Source organism: Comamonas sp. A7-5 (genome assembly GCF_039581385.1).
GTDB lineage: Bacteria > Pseudomonadota > Gammaproteobacteria > Burkholderiales > Burkholderiaceae_C > Comamonas > Comamonas thiooxydans.
In genome coordinates, this window is sequence record NZ_JBCPWO010000017.1 from 21300 (window position 1) to 37324 (window position 16025).

The 16025-nt window shown below is 58.6% G+C and carries 16 protein-coding genes and 1 pseudogene; 14 read left to right on the forward strand and 3 right to left on the reverse strand.

Annotated elements, in window-relative coordinates:
- Positions 1 to 2: 2 nt before the first annotated feature.
- Complete coding sequence (locus AAIL67_RS21320) at positions 3 to 1346, forward strand: MmgE/PrpD family protein (protein ID WP_343484833.1); 1344 nt, start codon at positions 3 to 5, stop codon at positions 1344 to 1346.
- A 235-nt stretch (positions 1347 to 1581) separates the two neighbouring features.
- Positions 1582 to 1827 (forward strand): annotated as a pseudogene (locus tag AAIL67_RS21325) (DDE-type integrase/transposase/recombinase); the annotation flags it as partial.
- A 42-nt stretch (positions 1828 to 1869) separates the two neighbouring features.
- Here the strand turns inward: AAIL67_RS21325 and AAIL67_RS21330 are convergent.
- Positions 1870 to 2697, reverse strand: a complete 828-nt coding sequence (locus AAIL67_RS21330; RefSeq protein ID WP_343484872.1) for a SprT-like domain-containing protein — start codon at positions 2695 to 2697, stop codon at positions 1870 to 1872.
- Positions 2698 to 2783: 86 nt separating this feature from the next.
- On the opposite strand from AAIL67_RS21330, the gene AAIL67_RS21335 reads away from it, so the two are divergent.
- The 3 genes from AAIL67_RS21335 to AAIL67_RS21345 all read left to right on the forward strand — a co-directional run bounded on the left by AAIL67_RS21335 (position 2784) and on the right by AAIL67_RS21345 (position 5490).
- The gene (locus tag AAIL67_RS21335; protein WP_343484834.1) at positions 2784 to 2999 is read left to right on the forward strand and encodes a type II toxin-antitoxin system VapB family antitoxin; all 216 of its coding nucleotides are present in this window, start codon (positions 2784 to 2786) and stop codon (positions 2997 to 2999) included.
- Complete coding sequence (locus AAIL67_RS21340; protein WP_343484835.1) at positions 2999 to 3385, forward strand: PIN domain-containing protein; 387 nt, start codon at positions 2999 to 3001, stop codon at positions 3383 to 3385. Before AAIL67_RS21335 ends, AAIL67_RS21340 begins: the two co-directional genes overlap by 1 nt.
- A 905-nt stretch (positions 3386 to 4290) precedes the next feature.
- A complete protein-coding gene (locus tag AAIL67_RS21345) occupies positions 4291 to 5490 on the forward strand; it encodes a site-specific integrase (protein WP_343484836.1) in 1200 nt (399 codons plus the stop codon).
- Between the two features lie 432 nt (positions 5491 to 5922).
- Here the strand turns inward: AAIL67_RS21345 and AAIL67_RS21350 are convergent, their stop codons facing one another.
- Entirely contained in the window at positions 5923 to 6552 is a 630-nt protein-coding gene (locus AAIL67_RS21350) for a LysR substrate-binding domain-containing protein (protein WP_343484837.1), read from the reverse strand.
- Here AAIL67_RS21350 and AAIL67_RS21355 point away from each other — a divergent pair.
- A complete protein-coding gene (locus AAIL67_RS21355) occupies positions 6434 to 7036 on the forward strand; it encodes an alpha-hydroxy acid oxidase (RefSeq protein WP_343484839.1) in 603 nt (200 codons plus the stop codon). The genes AAIL67_RS21350 and AAIL67_RS21355 overlap by 119 nt on opposite strands.
- A gap of 22 nt (positions 7037 to 7058) precedes the next feature.
- Here AAIL67_RS21355 and AAIL67_RS21360 read toward each other — a convergent pair whose 3' ends face one another.
- Positions 7059 to 7955: a LysR family transcriptional regulator gene (locus AAIL67_RS21360; protein ID WP_343484840.1), complete on the reverse strand. Its 897-nt coding sequence runs from the start codon at positions 7953 to 7955 to the stop codon at positions 7059 to 7061.
- Between the two features lie 94 nt (positions 7956 to 8049).
- Between AAIL67_RS21360 and AAIL67_RS21365 the strand changes: the two genes are divergently transcribed.
- The 8 genes from AAIL67_RS21365 to AAIL67_RS21400 all read left to right on the forward strand — a co-directional run bounded on the left by AAIL67_RS21365 (position 8050) and on the right by AAIL67_RS21400 (position 15799).
- Positions 8050 to 8997, forward strand: coding sequence for a hydroxymethylglutaryl-CoA lyase (locus tag AAIL67_RS21365; protein ID WP_343484841.1), 948 nt, complete (start codon positions 8050 to 8052; stop codon positions 8995 to 8997).
- Between the two features lie 62 nt (positions 8998 to 9059).
- Positions 9060 to 10205, forward strand: coding sequence for a CaiB/BaiF CoA-transferase family protein (locus AAIL67_RS21370; RefSeq protein WP_343484842.1), 1146 nt, complete (start codon positions 9060 to 9062; stop codon positions 10203 to 10205).
- Between the two features lie 41 nt (positions 10206 to 10246).
- Entirely contained in the window at positions 10247 to 11248 is a 1002-nt protein-coding gene (locus AAIL67_RS21375; RefSeq protein ID WP_343484843.1) for a tripartite tricarboxylate transporter substrate-binding protein, read from the forward strand.
- 36 nt (positions 11249 to 11284) lie between these two features.
- Positions 11285 to 11809 carry a gamma carbonic anhydrase family protein gene (locus tag AAIL67_RS21380; protein WP_343484844.1) on the forward strand — a complete coding sequence of 175 codons (525 nt, stop codon included), beginning with the start codon at positions 11285 to 11287 and terminating at the stop codon, positions 11807 to 11809.
- 24 nt (positions 11810 to 11833) lie between these two features.
- On the forward strand, positions 11834 to 12940 hold the full coding sequence (gene hppD, locus AAIL67_RS21385; RefSeq protein ID WP_343484845.1) for a 4-hydroxyphenylpyruvate dioxygenase: 1107 nt from the start codon (positions 11834 to 11836) through the stop codon (positions 12938 to 12940).
- Complete coding sequence (locus AAIL67_RS21390) at positions 12937 to 13476, forward strand: VOC family protein (RefSeq protein WP_343484846.1); 540 nt, start codon at positions 12937 to 12939, stop codon at positions 13474 to 13476. The genes hppD and AAIL67_RS21390 overlap by 4 nt, the downstream gene beginning before the upstream one ends.
- Positions 13473 to 14771: a fumarylacetoacetase gene (fahA, locus tag AAIL67_RS21395; protein ID WP_343484848.1), complete on the forward strand. Its 1299-nt coding sequence runs from the start codon at positions 13473 to 13475 to the stop codon at positions 14769 to 14771. Before AAIL67_RS21390 ends, fahA begins: the two co-directional genes overlap by 4 nt.
- Positions 14768 to 15799 (forward strand): Ldh family oxidoreductase, encoded by a 1032-nt coding sequence (locus AAIL67_RS21400; protein WP_343484849.1) that lies wholly within the window; start codon positions 14768 to 14770, stop codon positions 15797 to 15799. Before fahA ends, AAIL67_RS21400 begins: the two co-directional genes overlap by 4 nt.
- Positions 15800 to 16025: the final 226 nt, after the last annotated feature.

Consider the following 16025-nt stretch of genomic DNA (forward strand, 5'->3'; position numbering starts at 1 on the left):
CCATGCACGCCACAGAAGTCTTCGGCCAGTACGCCGAGAAATTCCACGGAACCCCTTTGCCCGACGAGGTAGTCCACCATGCCAAACGTGCCGTGATCGACTGGTACGCCTCTTTGTTCCCCGGTCTGGCGGCCGCTCCTCTGGCTCAGCTCGAACAGGTGCTGGCCGAGGATCTGGACCATGGCCGCGCTCGACTGGGCAATGGACGCAGCGCCACGGCGCGCGCTGCAGCCCTGTACAACGGTACAGCAGCCCATGCAGCTGAGGTGGACGATAGCTTCCGTGACGCCATGTATCACCCCGGCGCTGCGACCATCGCCGCCGCCCTGGCAGCCAGCCAGGACGCTAGTGTCAGTGGCCTGGACTTCCTGCGCGCGCTGGTGCTGGGCTACGAGGTCTCTACCCGTATTGGTGTGGTGATGGGACGTCCGCACTACCGCTTTTGGCACAACACAGGTACGGTCGGCACCTTTGGTGCGGCCGCAGCCGCCGCTGGCGCGTTGCGATTGGGTGCTCAGCCTTTCGCCCATGCCTTAGCCACGGCTGCGACATTCGCGGCGGGACTACAGCAGGCCTTTCGCATGGATTCCATGTCCAAACCGTTGCATGCCGGCCGTGCCGCCGAGGCGGGACTTTTGGCTGCGCAGATGGCTGCGCGCGGCGTGACGGGGTCCCTGGACGTACTGGACGGAAAGTCAGGCCTGGGTCAGGCCATGAGCAACGGTCCGGACTGGTCACAGGTCGGCGCCACGCTTGGAAGCGACTTTCACATCACGCGACTGACCTTCAAGAACCATATCGGCTGCGGACACACTTTTGCTGCTATTGATGGCGCGTTGGCGCTACGTGATAAGTACGGCCTGCAGGCCGAGGACATTGCCCGTGTGCGCGTGGACACCTACCGGCCTGCACTGGAGATCGCCTGTTACGAGAAGCCGGCCAGCGCCAACGAAGCCCGTTTCAGCCTGCGATATGTTGTCGCTACGGCGCTCACGCGTGGCAGCGTGCGCTTGGTGGCATACGAGCCCGCGCAACTGGACGATGCGCGTGTGCGCGAACTGATGACTCGCATCGAGCCGCACGTGGATCCCAAGATCGACGCAGCATTCCCAGGCCAGCGGTCGGCGCGCATCGAGATCACCACGTGTAGCGGTGCTACGCTGGTGCACCTTCAGCCCAATCGCAAGGGTGACCCAGAGTTGCCGCTGTCTGATGCTGAACTAACAAGCAAGTTCCTGGAACTGTCGGAGCCAGTGATCGGCGTTGAGGGAGCCAAGAACCTGCTTGCTCATCTGTGGACGCTGGAACGTGCAGCCACGCTGTTCGATACCCAAAGCGCCAGCTGAGCGACCACCCGTGAGCAACTTGGCATGCCCACAGGCCTGCGCGCGTTGCTCACCCGCCGCAGGCTGCGGGGCAGGGGGCGGTCAAGGCTTGCTGTCATGAGGCCGAAGCTGTCCCTTTCCAAGTTACAGGCGTTCATCCACGCGGCCGAGACTCGTAACTTTCGCCAAGCGGCCGACCTGTCCTTCATTTCCCAGCCAGCGCTAACGCGGCGCATCCAGTCTGCGAAAAACAAGCTGGAGTTGCGACTTCATGTCCGATGCCTTGTGGTCAGGTCGGCGCTTCAGAACCTTCAACGTCATTGACGAATTCAACCGGGAATGCCTGCGTATCGAAATTGATACCAGCTTGCCTGCCGCTCGGGTGGTGCGAGCTTTGGAGGAGCTCACAGAGGTCCGTGGAGTGCCGCAGTCCATTCGCCTGGACAACGGGCCGGAGCTCATCGCCCAGGCCTTGAAACAATGGGCGCAGAGTAAAGGTGTTGATTTCCACCCAGAAGTGACCCACTAGCCCCCGGCGGGTCAGTTATGCGTGGAAATTAACAGCAAAGCCTTGCAAACACTCACCGCAGACCAATTTCAGGCCAGGCTTTCCCCATACGGAAATCGTATCCTTGCAGCCGCTGCAGCAATATTTCACCCGGTTTGATTTGTTCGTTAGCGCGATCGGTGCGGCCGTTTCGCCAGCCACGGCGGCGAAAGCTTGACCAGTGGGCTTCACAACCTCGGCTAGGGCAGGGATGCTGGCCATCGGCGGCTTGGTACCTTCAATTCCTTGAATATGGTTGGCCATGCTGGCCTGGCCGGCGCGCACATGATCTGCAGAAGGAAAACGGTCGTACCAGCTGAGCTTGAACTTTGCCGTCAGCAGCTCTTGGCAGGCAGCTAGAAAGCGGCCACCCTCGACGGCATAGTCCGCCATGCAATCACCGGTTCGAGCGCCGCCAGGTTGTCCGGTGGAAGAGGGCATGAGCCCAATGCTCTCCATCTTGCTTGCCCATTCCTCATTGTGATACCTACCTCGGCCTGGCTTACCAAAATGGTGCTGCCACAGGTGCGTCATCTCATGGACTTGGGTCTGTAGCGTTTCGATGATGGGGACCACGGCAAAGTAGGTCGGGTTCATCGCAATCTCATCGGTCGTTGAGCCGTCCACCGTGGCAAAGCGTGCAGCCGAAAAATAGCCGACAGTCCGCTTTTCCCGCTGCAGGGTGATCAAGCAGTTTGGAAGTTGCCCGTCAAACAGTTGCTCGTTGAAATGGTCGTAGGCCTTCTGCAACTCGTTGTAGGTTTCCTGGGTGGGAGCCAGGCGGCGTAAATGCGCAGGATCACGCTCGGTAGACTGAGATTGCATATTTGTATTGTGCAATACAACAGCATCATTCACAAACATCAAATCTGATGCAACAATGCATCATGATTGATGTTTAAGGAGTAGCCATGAGATCGACTTTCACGATCGATGACGATGTCGTCAACCGCGCACGTGCCGTCGCTGCGCCCGGTATTGCTGTGCCTGAACTGGTTCGACTGGCACTGGAAACCTTTACGCGTGTCGAGGCTGGCAAACGTTTGGCTGCGCTCGGCGGTACCACGCCAAATATGCCCGATGTGCCGCGCCGTGACAGTGCGACTGATGCCGAGGGCTCTCGCTGATGCCCGTATCCGTGCTAGTCGATACCTCGGTGTGGGTGAGACATTTCCGGGAGGCGGACTCCCATCTGCAGAAATTGCTTATGCAGGACAGTGTGCTGATGCATTCCATGGTGCATGCAGAGCTGGCCTGTGGCACGCCGCCAGCACCGCGCGCCGACACGCTGGCGGCTCTGGCCATGCTGCGGCCGAGCCAGGAAGCTTCCATTCCAGAGACTTTGGAATTTTTGGAGAAGAACCAGTTGTTCGGCAAGGGCTGCGGCTTGGTCGACCTCTCGCTGCTGGCCTCAACGCTGATCACGCCAGGAGCCTGTTTGTGGACTGCAGATCGACGCCTAGCGGAGATGGCTAAACAGCTAGGCGTGGCTTACGCCATACCCACCCATTGAGAGTCTAAAAGCCCTTCCTAGGCTCTCGGTGAAGCAGTCCTATCCCCTGGCAAGTTCTGCAATTTTGACGACTGCACCAAGACCGGCATTGCGACTACTCCATCCGCGGCGCGTACTAAATACCGCTAACAACAAGGCGCAAAATAGCGGACTGGCCTTGATGCTGTATATTCATACAGCTAGTTAACATGACCGCTACTACACTGTCCCCCACACGATTGCGGTGACTTCGACTGCAGGCATCAGTCATTGCATCTTGCGCAGGCGATTTTAGGCTGCTTTACGACAGTGCCCGCTATCCAACTAGGCCCTGGGGCAGGACCGTTCTGTGCTTGTGTATTACCAGCTCAAACTGAATCTACCCAGACGAGGCGAGACGCGTTTGCCGCAGCGCATCAAGCAGCCCTTGGAATCAGCGCCCCTCCCAACCAAGGCTAGAGCTGCGACTTCCTGTCCGATGCCCAGTGGTCAAGAGGCGGAACCTGCTGCGAGGGGGAAAAAGGCACAGGGCCTCGTGGATCAACGCCAGTCGAACTGGCCGCGCTGCTTGTGATTAATTTCAGAGCTGGCGGGAAGTCATGGCTAAAGCAAAGGTCACCCTGGATTCAGCAACTTGTTGACGCAGCAATCAGGATTCGACAACGGTGGACCTGATTATGCGGACTCCTTCTGAGCCGCACGCACCGCTTGAGGAAGGGCAACCTACCGCTCTAAGTAAGTCTTGCGCCTACTGCTTGATGCCACTGCTCATCAGCTTGGGAAATAGTTTTGGAGGTCTACGGGGCCAGTGCCGACCGAGGTGGATTTCGAATATGACATAACATATATTACATATAAATTATTTTATCTTACATTAAATCTTGGTCTATGGACATAATTACTCTAATGTCCATAGAATTGGACCAATGAATGATTTGAGCGTTGTAAAAGTAGGAGGGGGGCAGTTGGCCCCCTTGGAAGACTTGGCATTGCCCGTCGAGCTGTCAGGTGAGCTCGGGCGCAATCGTGCCTCCGGCCTTGCCCAAGTGGCGGCCAACGACGATCGATCTGCAGTTCTGGCTTGGCTCGCGCGCTATCAAAACTCACCCGCAACACTGGCCAGTTACCGAAAGGAAGCCGAGCGCTTGCTACTGTGGTCTGTCCTCCAGCATGGCAAAGCGATGTCTGATCTGACGCATGAGGATTTCCTGGTCTATGAGCACTTCCTCGGCAACCCGCAACCCGCCGATCGATGGGTGATGCAAGTTGCACAGAAGGCTCCACGCTCCTCGGTCCACTGGCGGCCATTTGCCAAAGCCTTGGATCCACAAAGCCAGCGCCAAGCGCTCTCGATCCTCAATAGTCTTTTCAACTGGTTGGTCCAAGCGGGATACCTAGCCGGCAACCCCTTAGCGCTCAGGAGGCGCAAAACCGTCCGACGTGCAAGTCAGACCAGCCGGTTTCTACCGCATGAGCACTGGGCCGAAGTGAAAGCCACGATCGAATCGCTTCCGACGGACACGCCACGTTTGGCTAAGCAGGCCGCACGCTCCCGCTGGCTGTTTTCACTGCTTTACATCGGAGGACTGCGGATCTCTGAGGTATGCAGCAGCTCCATGGGCGACTTCTACTGGCGCCGCGGCGTCGATGGGCGCGAGCGCTGGTGGCTGGAGGTGCAAGGAAAAGGAGAGAAGCAGCGGCTAATCCCGGCGACCGATGAATTGATCTCTGAACTCATGCGTTATCGCAAAGCCAACGATCTCGCCGTGCTCCCAAGGCCTGGCGAAGACCTTCCTTTGCTGCTGCCCATGATTGGATCTACCAAACCCATGGCGCGAAGCGCCGTGCACGAGCTGGTCAAGGAGGTTTTCCGAAGGGCAGGGGAGTCGGTTCGCGCTAAAGGGCCGGAATTTGAAGCAGCTGCGCTCCATCTGGAGCAGGCTTCTGCCCACTGGCTTCGCCATACAGCCGGCACCCACCAAAGTGACGGCATGGATATCAAAATGGTGCGGGACAACTTGGGACATGCCAACATTGCAACCACCAGCATCTATATGCACACCGAGGACGATGCACGTCATGATCAGACCTCCAGCGCGCACAAGATAGGCTGGTCAATAGAGTAGCGCGCAATTCTTGTTAGACGGGGCACATGAGCCGCCTACAAGCTATCCGAGCGAATGACACTCACTAAAACTAACGGGCTGCGATCGCAGTTCTGTCACCATGGGGGCAAATGGTCAAGTTCTTGTTGGGGGCGCCGAGCTCTGTCGAGTACCGCAGGGCTCATGGATCACTGCATAACCCGTCCAAGATTGATGCCGCATCCTGGGCGGGTCAGTTTTGCGTGGAAATTAACAGAGAGTGTCGACCTACAGCATGCGCACACTGGGAGCGGTGCTTTCCAATCGCGCGAACTAGACTTTGACGCCTCAGGCCACAAACGCCGACAATGACGCTTGGCACTCAGTCAGCTAGTCTGGCGTGCCCTGCGTAGCTATGCAGCGCGCGTTCCAGCGCCCTTGCTCAATCGCTTGTCTCAGGTAAAAGGCAAGCAGTCAATGAACATGTTCAGCGGCTGGCGTCGGCGCAAAGACGCGAGAGGTCGCGATGTGCACGGTGCGAGTAAAGCGCGCTGAGGCGATGGGGCGTGCCTCCAGATCGCCTGCACGAAGTCGATCTTCCATGGCGCAGGCAGGCAAGATGGCATAGCCGAGGCCTGAGTGCACGGCATCGATGAGCAACGAAGGTGCGTTGACCTCGGCGACGATCTTCGGCGCGATGTGGTTTTCGCTCCATACTGTGTGCAGCACCTCGCGGATGCCATTGGGGCGGCTCAGAAGGAGCAAGCTCAGCTGCGCGATGTCCTCGATGGTGTAGCTTTCTCGGTCATCGAGGCTGCCGGCCGAACCGACCAGCAGCAGCGGCTCCTGGACAACGGCTTCCATCGCCAAACCACTGTCGCCAGGGCCGTCGAAAAGCACGGCTGTATCGAGCCGCCCCTGGGCAAGCAAAAGACCTAGACGCCGCGATGCACGCAACGGTTTCACACTTCCATTTCGCTGGAATATGCGCAAGTTGGTGGAGGTGGCACAGTGCCCATCGTGGGCCTGGCAGATGGTTTGCGGCGGCTCTCCGACGCTCAAGCTGTTTACCGAGATAGTCGGTCCCGTACCGGCTGGATCCACGATCGCTGAGGTCATGCAGCGCCAGATCAACGACGCATTCACCTGGAAAGATCTGGATTGGCTGCGGGAGGTTTGGCCTGGGCAACTGGTGCTGAAAGGTGTCAGCACTGCGGCACAGGTGCGCACTGCGGTTTCTGCAGGCGTGGATGGAGTCGTTGTTTCCAACCATGGAGGACGCCAGCTTGATGGCGCCCCTTCTTCTATTGAGCAGCTTCCTGGCGTGGCCAATGCCGCACAGGGTCGCCTCGAAGTGCTGGTTGACAGCGGATTTCGCAGTGGCGCCGATATTGCCAAGGCGCTCGCACTGGGTGCCAATGCGGTACAGATCGGTCGTCCCGCATTATTCGGTCTGGCTGCAGCGGGGGAGGCCGGGGTCGGTCATGTGCTGCAGTTGCTGATAGCAGAACTTAGCAGTGCCATGGCCTTGTGTGGTGCCACGAACGTGCGCGACTTGCTTGGGTGTGCCCAGGTGGAGGGTTTGTAGGAAAGCGGAGCTGCGAAGCACTCTAGTGCATGGGACTCAGGTGATCAACGAGAAGCTTTGCCGCTGGTGACAGCTGCTCGTATTTCTTGAAGCACACCGCGAACTGGCGCTTCGCCCAAGTGTCCAAAAGAGGGATTAGCTGCATGCGTGACAGGTTGCCAGCTTGCTGGACTACCTCGCTCGGGACGATGGCTACCCCCAGGCCTGCCTGCACGCATCGCAGCGATGCATCAAAGGTGGATACGACCGCCCGGTAGTACATCGGCTTGCCGATGATCGCAGCGGCTCGCGCAAGCATGGTGTAGACAGCGGTATTAGCAGGAAGTCCCACGTGGTCGTGCTCCAAGGTTTGCTCAAAGCTGCAGGCTGACAAGCCGGCCAAAGGATGGTCTGGATGCACGGCCACGCTCAGATGATCCGATCTGTAAGGCCTGGTCTGCAGGCCTTCCAGGTCCGCCGCGTCCCAGCATACGCCAAGAGGGGCAAGTCCTTCTCGCAGGGCTTGCACAAGTTCCGAGCTGGTGCGTTCCTCCAGGTCCACACGGATCTGAGCGTGTGCAGGCATTTGCAGGAAGGTCGCTATGTCGTCAGGCAAAGACTCCGAGATGGAGGACACCGAAGCCAGAACCCGTACTTGGCCCTTCACGCCATGTCTGTAGGCGGTCATGTCTCTGGCCACTCGATCTGCAGTGGCGAGTATGGCCCTGGCGTGCTCCAGCAGTATTTCGCCTGCTGCGGTGGGAACTACGCCTCTGCGATGCCGCTGCAGCAGGGGAGCTTGGACCTGCTCTTCGAGCTGGGCCAGCCGTTTGCTGATGGCAGAGCCGCCGATGTGCTCCTGCTCTCCTGCGCGGGCAATGTTGCGATGTGTGCATACCGCGACAAACAGTCGCAAGGAAGTGATGTCGAGGTCGTGCAAGGTATTCCCGTTTGGAAGTTCTACTGCGATGAATTATCGCTTCACCGCTGTATTGGGAAATTCTATATTTCATGTCAGACACCTCAGCTAGATCATGAACTCTTCAACATTCACCTATCCCTCTCGAGTCACCATCCGCGAAGTCGGTATGCGTGACGGTCTGCAGAGCATTGCCACCATCGTCTCGACGGAGCACAAGTGCGAATGGCTCAGAGATGCCGTTACTGCGGGACAAACCGAAATCGAGGTTGGCTCATTCGTCCCGCCAAAACTGCTGCCGCAAATGGCAGATACCACTCAGGTGCTGGCCTACGCTAAGTCGCTGCCGGGGCTGCAGGCATCGGTGCTGGTGCCAAATTTGCGAGGCGCCGAACTGGCGCTAGACGGCGAGGCGGATCTCATGCTTTTGCCACTGTCAGCGAGCCATGCCCATAGCCTCGCCAATCTGCGCAAGACCCCTGACGAAGTCGTGGCCGAACTGGGGCGCATTCGTGCCGCCCGAGATGCTTCAGGCAAGAAGACTTTGATCGAAGGCGGGGTGGGAACGGCATTCGGTTGCACGATTCAGGGCCATGTAGAAGAAGCCGAAGTGTTGCGACTGATGCAGGCGCTCCTGGATGCAGGTGCAGACAGGGTCAGCTTGGCCGACACCGTGGGCTATGCCGACCCGGCCTCTGTGAGCCGGCTCTTCGAGAAGGCATTGAAGATCGCTGGTGATCGATTCTGCTGCGGTCATTTCCACGACACGCGCGGGCTGGCTCTGGTGAATGTCCATGCGGCTCTCCTGCTGGGCGTGAGTCGCTTCGACACCTCGCTGGCCGGTATTGGCGGCTGCCCCCATGCACCGGGTGCCAGTGGCAACGCTTCCACCGAGGACCTGTCTTTCATGCTCGCCGCGATGGGCATTGACACGGGGCTGGACGTCGATGCCTTGCTCGCACTGCGCGCCAAGGTCGCTGGCTGGATCGAGGGCGAACCAACGCATGGTGCGCTCTGGCGTGCAGGTCTGCCCAAGACGTTTGCCAGTTCGCTGCGTGTCTGACTCCTGACCTGTGAAGAGCCTCAGAACGCCCACTCGTATTCAATATTCACCCGCCATACGTTATGAACACCGAATCTCCTTTGCCGCTGGCCGGCATCCGTGTCCTTGAATTTACCCATATGGTGATGGGACCCACCTGTGGAATGATCCTGGCCGATCTGGGCGCAGAGGTCATCAAGGTCGAGCCTCCAGGGGGCGATAAGACGCGCAAACTTCCTGGTCTGGGCATCGGCTTCTTCCGCAGCTTCAACCGCAACAAGAAAAGCGTGGTGCTGGACATTACCAGCGATGCTGGACGAGAGACAGCATCAGAGCTGATCGGCACCTGTGACGTGGTGCTGGAGAACTTCCGCCCAGGTCTCATGAAGGACCTGGGCCTGGACTACGACACTCTCGTGAAGCAGTGCCCCGGCCTTATCTACGTCAGCCACAAAGGCTTTCTGCCCGGCCCGTATGAGAAGCGCCTGGCTCTGGACGAGGTCGTACAGATGATGGGCGGGCTGTCATACATGACCGGCCCCGTGGGCCGTCCTTTGCGCGCCGGCACCAGTGTCAACGACATCATGGGGGGCATGTTCGGCGCCATCGGTGTATTGGCAGCCTTGCGCGAGCGCGACCGCACAGGCAAAGGTCAGGAAATCCAGAGTGCGCTGTTCGAGAACTGCGTGTTTCTCTCGTCCCAGCATATGCAGCAATACCTGATGACGGGCGAAGCACCTCCGCCGATGCCGTCGCGGGTGTCAGCCTGGAGCGTCTACGACGTATTTGCCTTGGCGGATTGCGAACAGCTTTTCATCGGCGCCGTCAGCGACAAGCAGTTCAATACCCTGTGCCGAGTGCTTGAGCGCGTCGATCTGCTGGAGCGCCCCGAGTACGCCGACAACGCTGCTCGGGTCGCGGTGCGTCCTCAGTTGCTCGCAGAACTGGGCACCATCCTGGCACATCATCGTATCGAGGAGCTTTCTTCAAAGCTGGAGGCCGCAGGCATTCCCTACGCCCCCATATCACGTCCCGAGCAACTGGTCGGCGACCCTCACCTCAAGCAAAGCGGCGGGCTGGTGCCCATGGAAACGGACGATGGCGGCACCACCGACGTCGTGCTGCTTCCTCTGCTGATGGGAGGCCGGCGACCCGGAGTTCGCATGCCGCTGCCAAAGATTGGCGAGCACAACGAAGAAATCCTTGCCTCGTTGAAGTCGTCGGCCTGAGCGCTGCGACCGCCCACATCAAAAAATATCAGGAGACAAACATGACCAATTTCACGATGGGCCGTCATGGCCATACCCGGCGCGCCATCTTGCTCGCCTTGGGAACAGCGGCTGCCACGCTCGGGATGCCGGCACTAGCGCAGGGTTCCACTTCAACGCCGCTGCGCATCATATTGCCGGTCGGGACGGGATCCAGCGTCGACCTCATCATGCGCTCGGCGCAGCCGGCACTGTCGAAAGCGCTGGGCGGGCAGCCGGTGGTGATCGAGAACATGCCCAGTGCCGGCGGGGTCGTTGGCACCAATGCCATCGTCAAAGCCGTCGCCGACGGCAACACCATCGGGGTGGTTTCCAACAATCATGCTGTGAATCCCAGCGTGTTCAAGAAGCTGCCATACGATAGTCTGGCAGACATCACCCCCATCACCGTGATTGGCGGTTCGCCTTTTGTCCTCGTTGCCAGTCCCAAGGTCTCTGCCAAGAATGCCAAGGAGCTGCAGGCACTGATCAAGGCCAAGCCTGGCGAAATGAACCTGGCTTCATCAGGCAATGGAACCATCATCCAGCTGGCTGGCGAAATGTTTGTGCACGAGGTGGGCGGAGACACTCGCCACATTCCCTACAAGGGCATGGGCCCCATGATCACGGCGCTGATGGCGGGTCAGGTCGAGATAGGTGCTGCAGGTGTGGCCTCCGTCATTGGTCAAATCAAGGCAGGATCCTTGCGTCCCATCGGCATCATGGGCAAGGAGCGGATCAGCTCGTTTCCTGAGATACCCACGATCGCAGAGCAGGGCTTTCCAGGAGTCGATGTAGCAGGGTGGTTTGCTGCGGTGGCTCCAAAAGGTCTTCCCGCCGCCCAAGTCAAGAAGCTGCAAGCCGCCTTTGTGGCTGCATTCAACGACCCAGAGGTCAAGGCCGGCTTCGCCAAGCGCGACGATTTTCTGATCCTCAGCTCCCCGGCAGACAGCGCGAAATTTCTAAAGGCCGAGCAGGAGCGTTATGCAGGCCTGGTCAAGAAGGCGAACGTCACGCTCGAGTGATCCGGCACCGCCCCCCCACTATCTAGAAATCACACCATGGCTTTATATCGTTTTGGTGCCTCTGCACCCCTGATTGATCCTTCGGCTTACGTTGCACAAGAGGCCACCGCGATCGGCAAGGTCGCACTCAGGGAGCGCTCCAGCCTTTGGGCCGGAGCAGTCGCGCGAGGGGACAACGAACCCATCGATATCGGCGCAGAGAGCAATGTGCAGGAAGGGGCCATCTTGCATGCGGATCCTGGATATCCCCTGTCGATCGGTCCTCGCGTGACGATCGGTCATCAAGCAATGCTTCACGGCTGCACCGTCGGTGAGGGTTCCCTGATCGGCATTCAGGCCGTCGTGCTCAATGGTGCCGTCATTGGGGCGCACAGCCTCGTGGGCGCAGGCGCGATTATCACCGAACGCAAGACCTTCCCGCCTCGCTCCCTCATTCTCGGCGCCCCCGCCAAAGTCGTTCGCACCCTCACCGACGAAGAGGTTCAAGGCCTGCTGAGCAGTGCCGCCAATTACGTGGAGCGCTCAGCCATGTTCAAAGTCGACCTGGAGCGGATCGACTGATCACCAACAAACGAGGAATTCAATATGTCTGATTTGTTTGACAACCCAATGGGTCTGTGCGGTTTCGAGTTCGTCGAGTTCGCATCACCAGCACCGGGCGTTCTGGAACCCTTGTTCGAGAAGATGGGGTTCACCCTGGTCGCCAAGCATCGCTCAAAAGATGTGGTGCTGTATCGCCAAGGAGGCATCAACTTCATTCTCAACAATGAGCCCGGACACGCTGCGTATTTCGCTGCAGAACATGGTGCAGCGGCATGCGGTTTGGCATTTCGGGTACGCGATGCACACCTGGCCTACAAACGTGCACTGGAGCTCGGCGCCCAGCCAATCGAGATTCCGACTGGCCCGATGGAACTGAGGTTGCCGGCCATCAAGGGAATTGGCGGCGCACCGCTCTACCTCATTGATCGCTTTGAGGACGGTAAATCAATCTATGACATCGACTTCGAGTTTCTTGAGGGAGTGGAGCGTCACCCCAAAGGACATGGCTTCCAGGTCGTGGACCACCTCACGCACAACGTCTATCGCGGCCGCATGAGCTACTGGGCCGATTTCTACAGCAAGCTTTTCAACTTCCAAGAAATCCGCTATTTCGACATCTCCGGCGAGTACACCGGCCTGACCTCCAAAGCGATGACTGCCCCTGATGGACTGATCCGCATTCCATTGAATGAGGAATCGCATCAGGGCGGCGGGCAGATCGAAGAATTTCTGATGAAGTTCAATGGAGAAGGTATCCAGCACATCGCCTTGTTGACCGACAACCTGCTGGAGTCCATCGATCAGCTGCAAATGGCCGGCATACCGCTTCTGACGGCCCCCAACGACATCTATTACGACAACCTGGAAAACCGCCTGCCTGGTCACGGCCAAGCCGTAGGCGAGTTGCAGGCCCGCGGCATCCTACTGGATGGAACGACCGAGGGCGGTCAGCCACGCCTGTTGCTGCAGATATTCTCGCAGCCCATGCTGGGGCCGGTGTTTTTCGAGTTTATCGAACGCAAAGGCAATTACCGCGAGGGCTTCGGCGAAGGCAACTTCAAGGCCTTGTTCGAGTCGCTGGAGCGTGACCAGATCAATCGCGGCGTGCTCCAAACGTCGGACAAGACTGCAACGAAGGAGCTGGCATGAAGATAGAGCGCATTCATCATGTCGCCTATCGGTGCAATGACGCGAAGGAAACCGTGCTTTGGTACCGTGACATGCTCAACATGGAATTTGTTCTGGCCATCGCAGAAGACCAGGTGCCATCGACCAAGGCTCCCGATCCTTACATGCACGTATTCCTGGACGCAGGTAATGGCAATGTTCTTGCCTTCTTCGAACTGCCGACGCAACCGCCCATGGGCCGTGACCCCAACACACCCGAGTGGGTCCAGCACATCGCCTTTCGCGTGAAGGACCGTGCCGAACTGCTAGAGTTCCGCGCCCATCTGGAGTCCAAGGGCGTGTCCGTACTGGGGGTCACCGATCATGGCGCATTCCATTCCATCTACTTCTTCGATCCGAATGGTCATCGAGTAGAGCTGGCGTGTCCCGATCCCGAGGAGGAAGCCCTGATCCGGAGGCTGGATGTAGTGAAGTGGGACATGCTTGAGGACTGGAGCAAGACCAAGCGGGCACCCAAGCATGCGGAGTTTGTGCATCAACGCGAGTTTCTCCAATGATCCCGGGTTCAGAAACCGACGCTACGCATGATGCTGGACTGACTAGCTTCGTTGCGTCTGCGAACGAGGATGGCTGCGATTTTCCGATCCAGAATCTGCCGTTTGGTCGCTTTAGGGTAGAGGACGAAATGGACTGGCGCATCGGAGTGGCGATAGGAGATCAGGTGCTTGATGTCCGGCGCACCGAGCTGCTGCAAAACCGCAGCATGAACCAGTTCATGCGCCTGCCTAGAGACGCGCGTGTGGCATTTCGGAACGCCTTGTCCGAGGGCTTGCGTGAGGGAAGTCCTCATCGCAAGCGCTTCGAGTCTGCCTTGATTCCAATGTCCGAAGTTCAAATGGGATTGCCGTGCGATATTGGCGATTACACCGACTTCTACACCAGCATTCACCATGCAAGCACGGTAGGAAGGCAGTTTCGCCCTGATCAACCCCTGCTGCCCAACTACAAATGGGTTCCTATCGCCTATCACGGCCGTGCATCGTCGATTGTGGTGAGCGGCGAAGATATTTGCAGGCCTTTGGGCCAGGTGCACGCTGCAGGCGATCAGGCTCCAACTCTCGCTCCAAGTCAGAGGCTGGACTATGAGCTGGAGTTGGGGGTACTGATCTCGCGACCCAATGTTCGCGGCCTGCCGATTCCCGTCGCTATGGCCGAAGACCATGTATTTGGCCTCGCTCTCTTCAACGACTGGAGCGCCAGGGATATCCAGGCCTGGGAATATCAGCCACTGGGGCCCTTTCTGTCGAAAAACTTTGCCAGCACTTTGGCTCCGTGGGTGGTTACCCTGGAGGCCCTGGCTCCTTTTCGTGCACCGTTCAGGCGCGATTCCGAAGACCCGCAACCCTTGCCGTATCTGGCCAGCGAATCGAATACGGCATTGGGGCAGGGCGACATTGTGCTTGAGGTCTGGCTGCAGACAGAGCGGATGCGCAAGCAAGGCGAGACAGGCGATTGCATCAGTGTGGGGAACTACAAGGACGCCTATTGGACGATGGCCCAGATGATTGCCCACCATACGGTGGGCGGGTGCAACCTCAGAGCGGGAGATCTTCTGGGCACGGGTACGCTGTCAGGACCGCGACCGGCAGAAGCCGGATCGCTGCTGGAGCTGGGCCAGGGAGGTAAGAAGCCCATCCATCTCAGCAGCGGGGAGTCACGTCTCTGGCTGGAAGATGGCGATACAGTAATCCTGCGGGCCTATTGCGAGCGCGAAGGATATCGGCGGATCGGTTTTGGAGAATGCGGCGGCACCATTCGTCCCTCGAAACTCGGAGTGATCTCTAGCTCATGAGTCCTACTCTAACTTCCGCTAGGGCGCCCGTGCTAAAGGATTGGGCCAGTCAGTTGCTGCAAAAATGCGGCGTTCAACAAGCGCAGGCTGAAGTGACTGCACATGCATTGGTGCGCACCAGCCTGCGCGGCATCGACACACATGGGATTGCCAGGTTGCCGTCTTACATCGAGAGATTGAGAGCAGGGGATTTCAATGCCAAGGCTCAGCCTGCAGTGGCAAGCCAGAATGGTCTGCTCAGATGCCATGGCGATGACGGTTTGGGGCAAGTCGTGGTCGATCAGGCGCTCAAAGCTTCTATGCTGCAAGCCCAGTGCTCGGCGGTAGTCGCCTGCAGCATAGAGGCATGCGGACACCTCGGTGCTTTGGGCGTGCTACTACTGCCGGCCGTCGAAGCGGGATTTTTCGCATTTCTCTGCCAACAGACTCCCCCGATCATGGCACTACCCGGCGCGCACACTGCAGCCATAGGCAACAATCCTCTGGCATTTTCCGTTCCCGTGAATGGCAAGCCGCCCCTGGTCTTCGATACCGCTCTCAGTGCCGCAGCACGCGGGCACATTGTTGATGCAGCGCGCGAGAGCGGCAGTGCGATTCCTGCCGAGTGGGCGCTGGATGTCCATGGGCAGCCGACGACCGATCCACAGGCAGCGCTCGCGGGAATGTTGCAACCCATGGCAGGATACAAAGGTCTAGGACTTGCCATGTTGGTTCAGTGTTTGGCCGGATCCCTGTGCTCCACCCCTCCTCAGGCGAGTGCCGTTGCCTCCAGTGGATCAGCAGGACATCTGAACGCGTTTCTGCTTCTGATCAATCCGCGCTTGGCCAGCAGCGCAGATATGTTTGCCATGCATACCGACGCGTGGCTGCAGGGCGTTGCGTCATCGTCGCCTGCCGCCCGTTATCCGGGAGAACGACAGCATCGCTGCGAGTTGGAGCGACAACGTGAAGGCATCCCGATTCCCGATGGGCTAGTCCATCAACTGCGCGGTGTCTCAACTCAACTTGGAGTCACCTCACCCTTTTGAAGTTGCTTTCGCTCAAAGCCTTGAGGGCGGCGTGCAATGCCTGGCCGGTGCTACCCATGTCCTGAACGGCTGCCTCACAAGAGTCTTCTTGTGGGCAGCAGCCAGTTCGACTTGCTACCACTCAATCCTGGCGGTCCGCCTCTTGTCGTCAGTGCATGTCTATGAGTGAAGTGACTGATAACGCAGCAGCCAATAGATCAATTGAAAGGTCTTAGGGAAATTTCCT

Coding starts and splice junctions, on each gene's coding strand:
- AAIL67_RS21320 (WP_343484833.1), top strand. CDS start 3: ATGCACGCCACAGAAGTCTTCGGCCAGTACGCCGAGAAATTCCACGGA.
- AAIL67_RS21330 (WP_343484872.1), bottom strand. CDS start 2,697: ATGCAATCTCAGTCTACCGAGCGTGATCCTGCGCATTTACGCCGCCTG.
- AAIL67_RS21335 (WP_343484834.1), top strand. CDS start 2,784: ATGAGATCGACTTTCACGATCGATGACGATGTCGTCAACCGCGCACGT.
- AAIL67_RS21340 (WP_343484835.1), top strand. CDS start 2,999: ATGCCCGTATCCGTGCTAGTCGATACCTCGGTGTGGGTGAGACATTTC.
- AAIL67_RS21345 (WP_343484836.1), top strand. CDS start 4,291: ATGAATGATTTGAGCGTTGTAAAAGTAGGAGGGGGGCAGTTGGCCCCC.
- AAIL67_RS21355 (WP_343484839.1), top strand. CDS start 6,434: ATGCGCAAGTTGGTGGAGGTGGCACAGTGCCCATCGTGGGCCTGGCAG.
- AAIL67_RS21365 (WP_343484841.1), top strand. CDS start 8,050: ATGAACTCTTCAACATTCACCTATCCCTCTCGAGTCACCATCCGCGAA.
- AAIL67_RS21370 (WP_343484842.1), top strand. CDS start 9,060: ATGAACACCGAATCTCCTTTGCCGCTGGCCGGCATCCGTGTCCTTGAA.
- AAIL67_RS21375 (WP_343484843.1), top strand. CDS start 10,247: ATGACCAATTTCACGATGGGCCGTCATGGCCATACCCGGCGCGCCATC.
- AAIL67_RS21380 (WP_343484844.1), top strand. CDS start 11,285: ATGGCTTTATATCGTTTTGGTGCCTCTGCACCCCTGATTGATCCTTCG.
- hppD (WP_343484845.1), top strand. CDS start 11,834: ATGTCTGATTTGTTTGACAACCCAATGGGTCTGTGCGGTTTCGAGTTC.
- AAIL67_RS21390 (WP_343484846.1), top strand. CDS start 12,937: ATGAAGATAGAGCGCATTCATCATGTCGCCTATCGGTGCAATGACGCG.
- fahA (WP_343484848.1), top strand. CDS start 13,473: ATGATCCCGGGTTCAGAAACCGACGCTACGCATGATGCTGGACTGACT.
- AAIL67_RS21400 (WP_343484849.1), top strand. CDS start 14,768: ATGAGTCCTACTCTAACTTCCGCTAGGGCGCCCGTGCTAAAGGATTGG.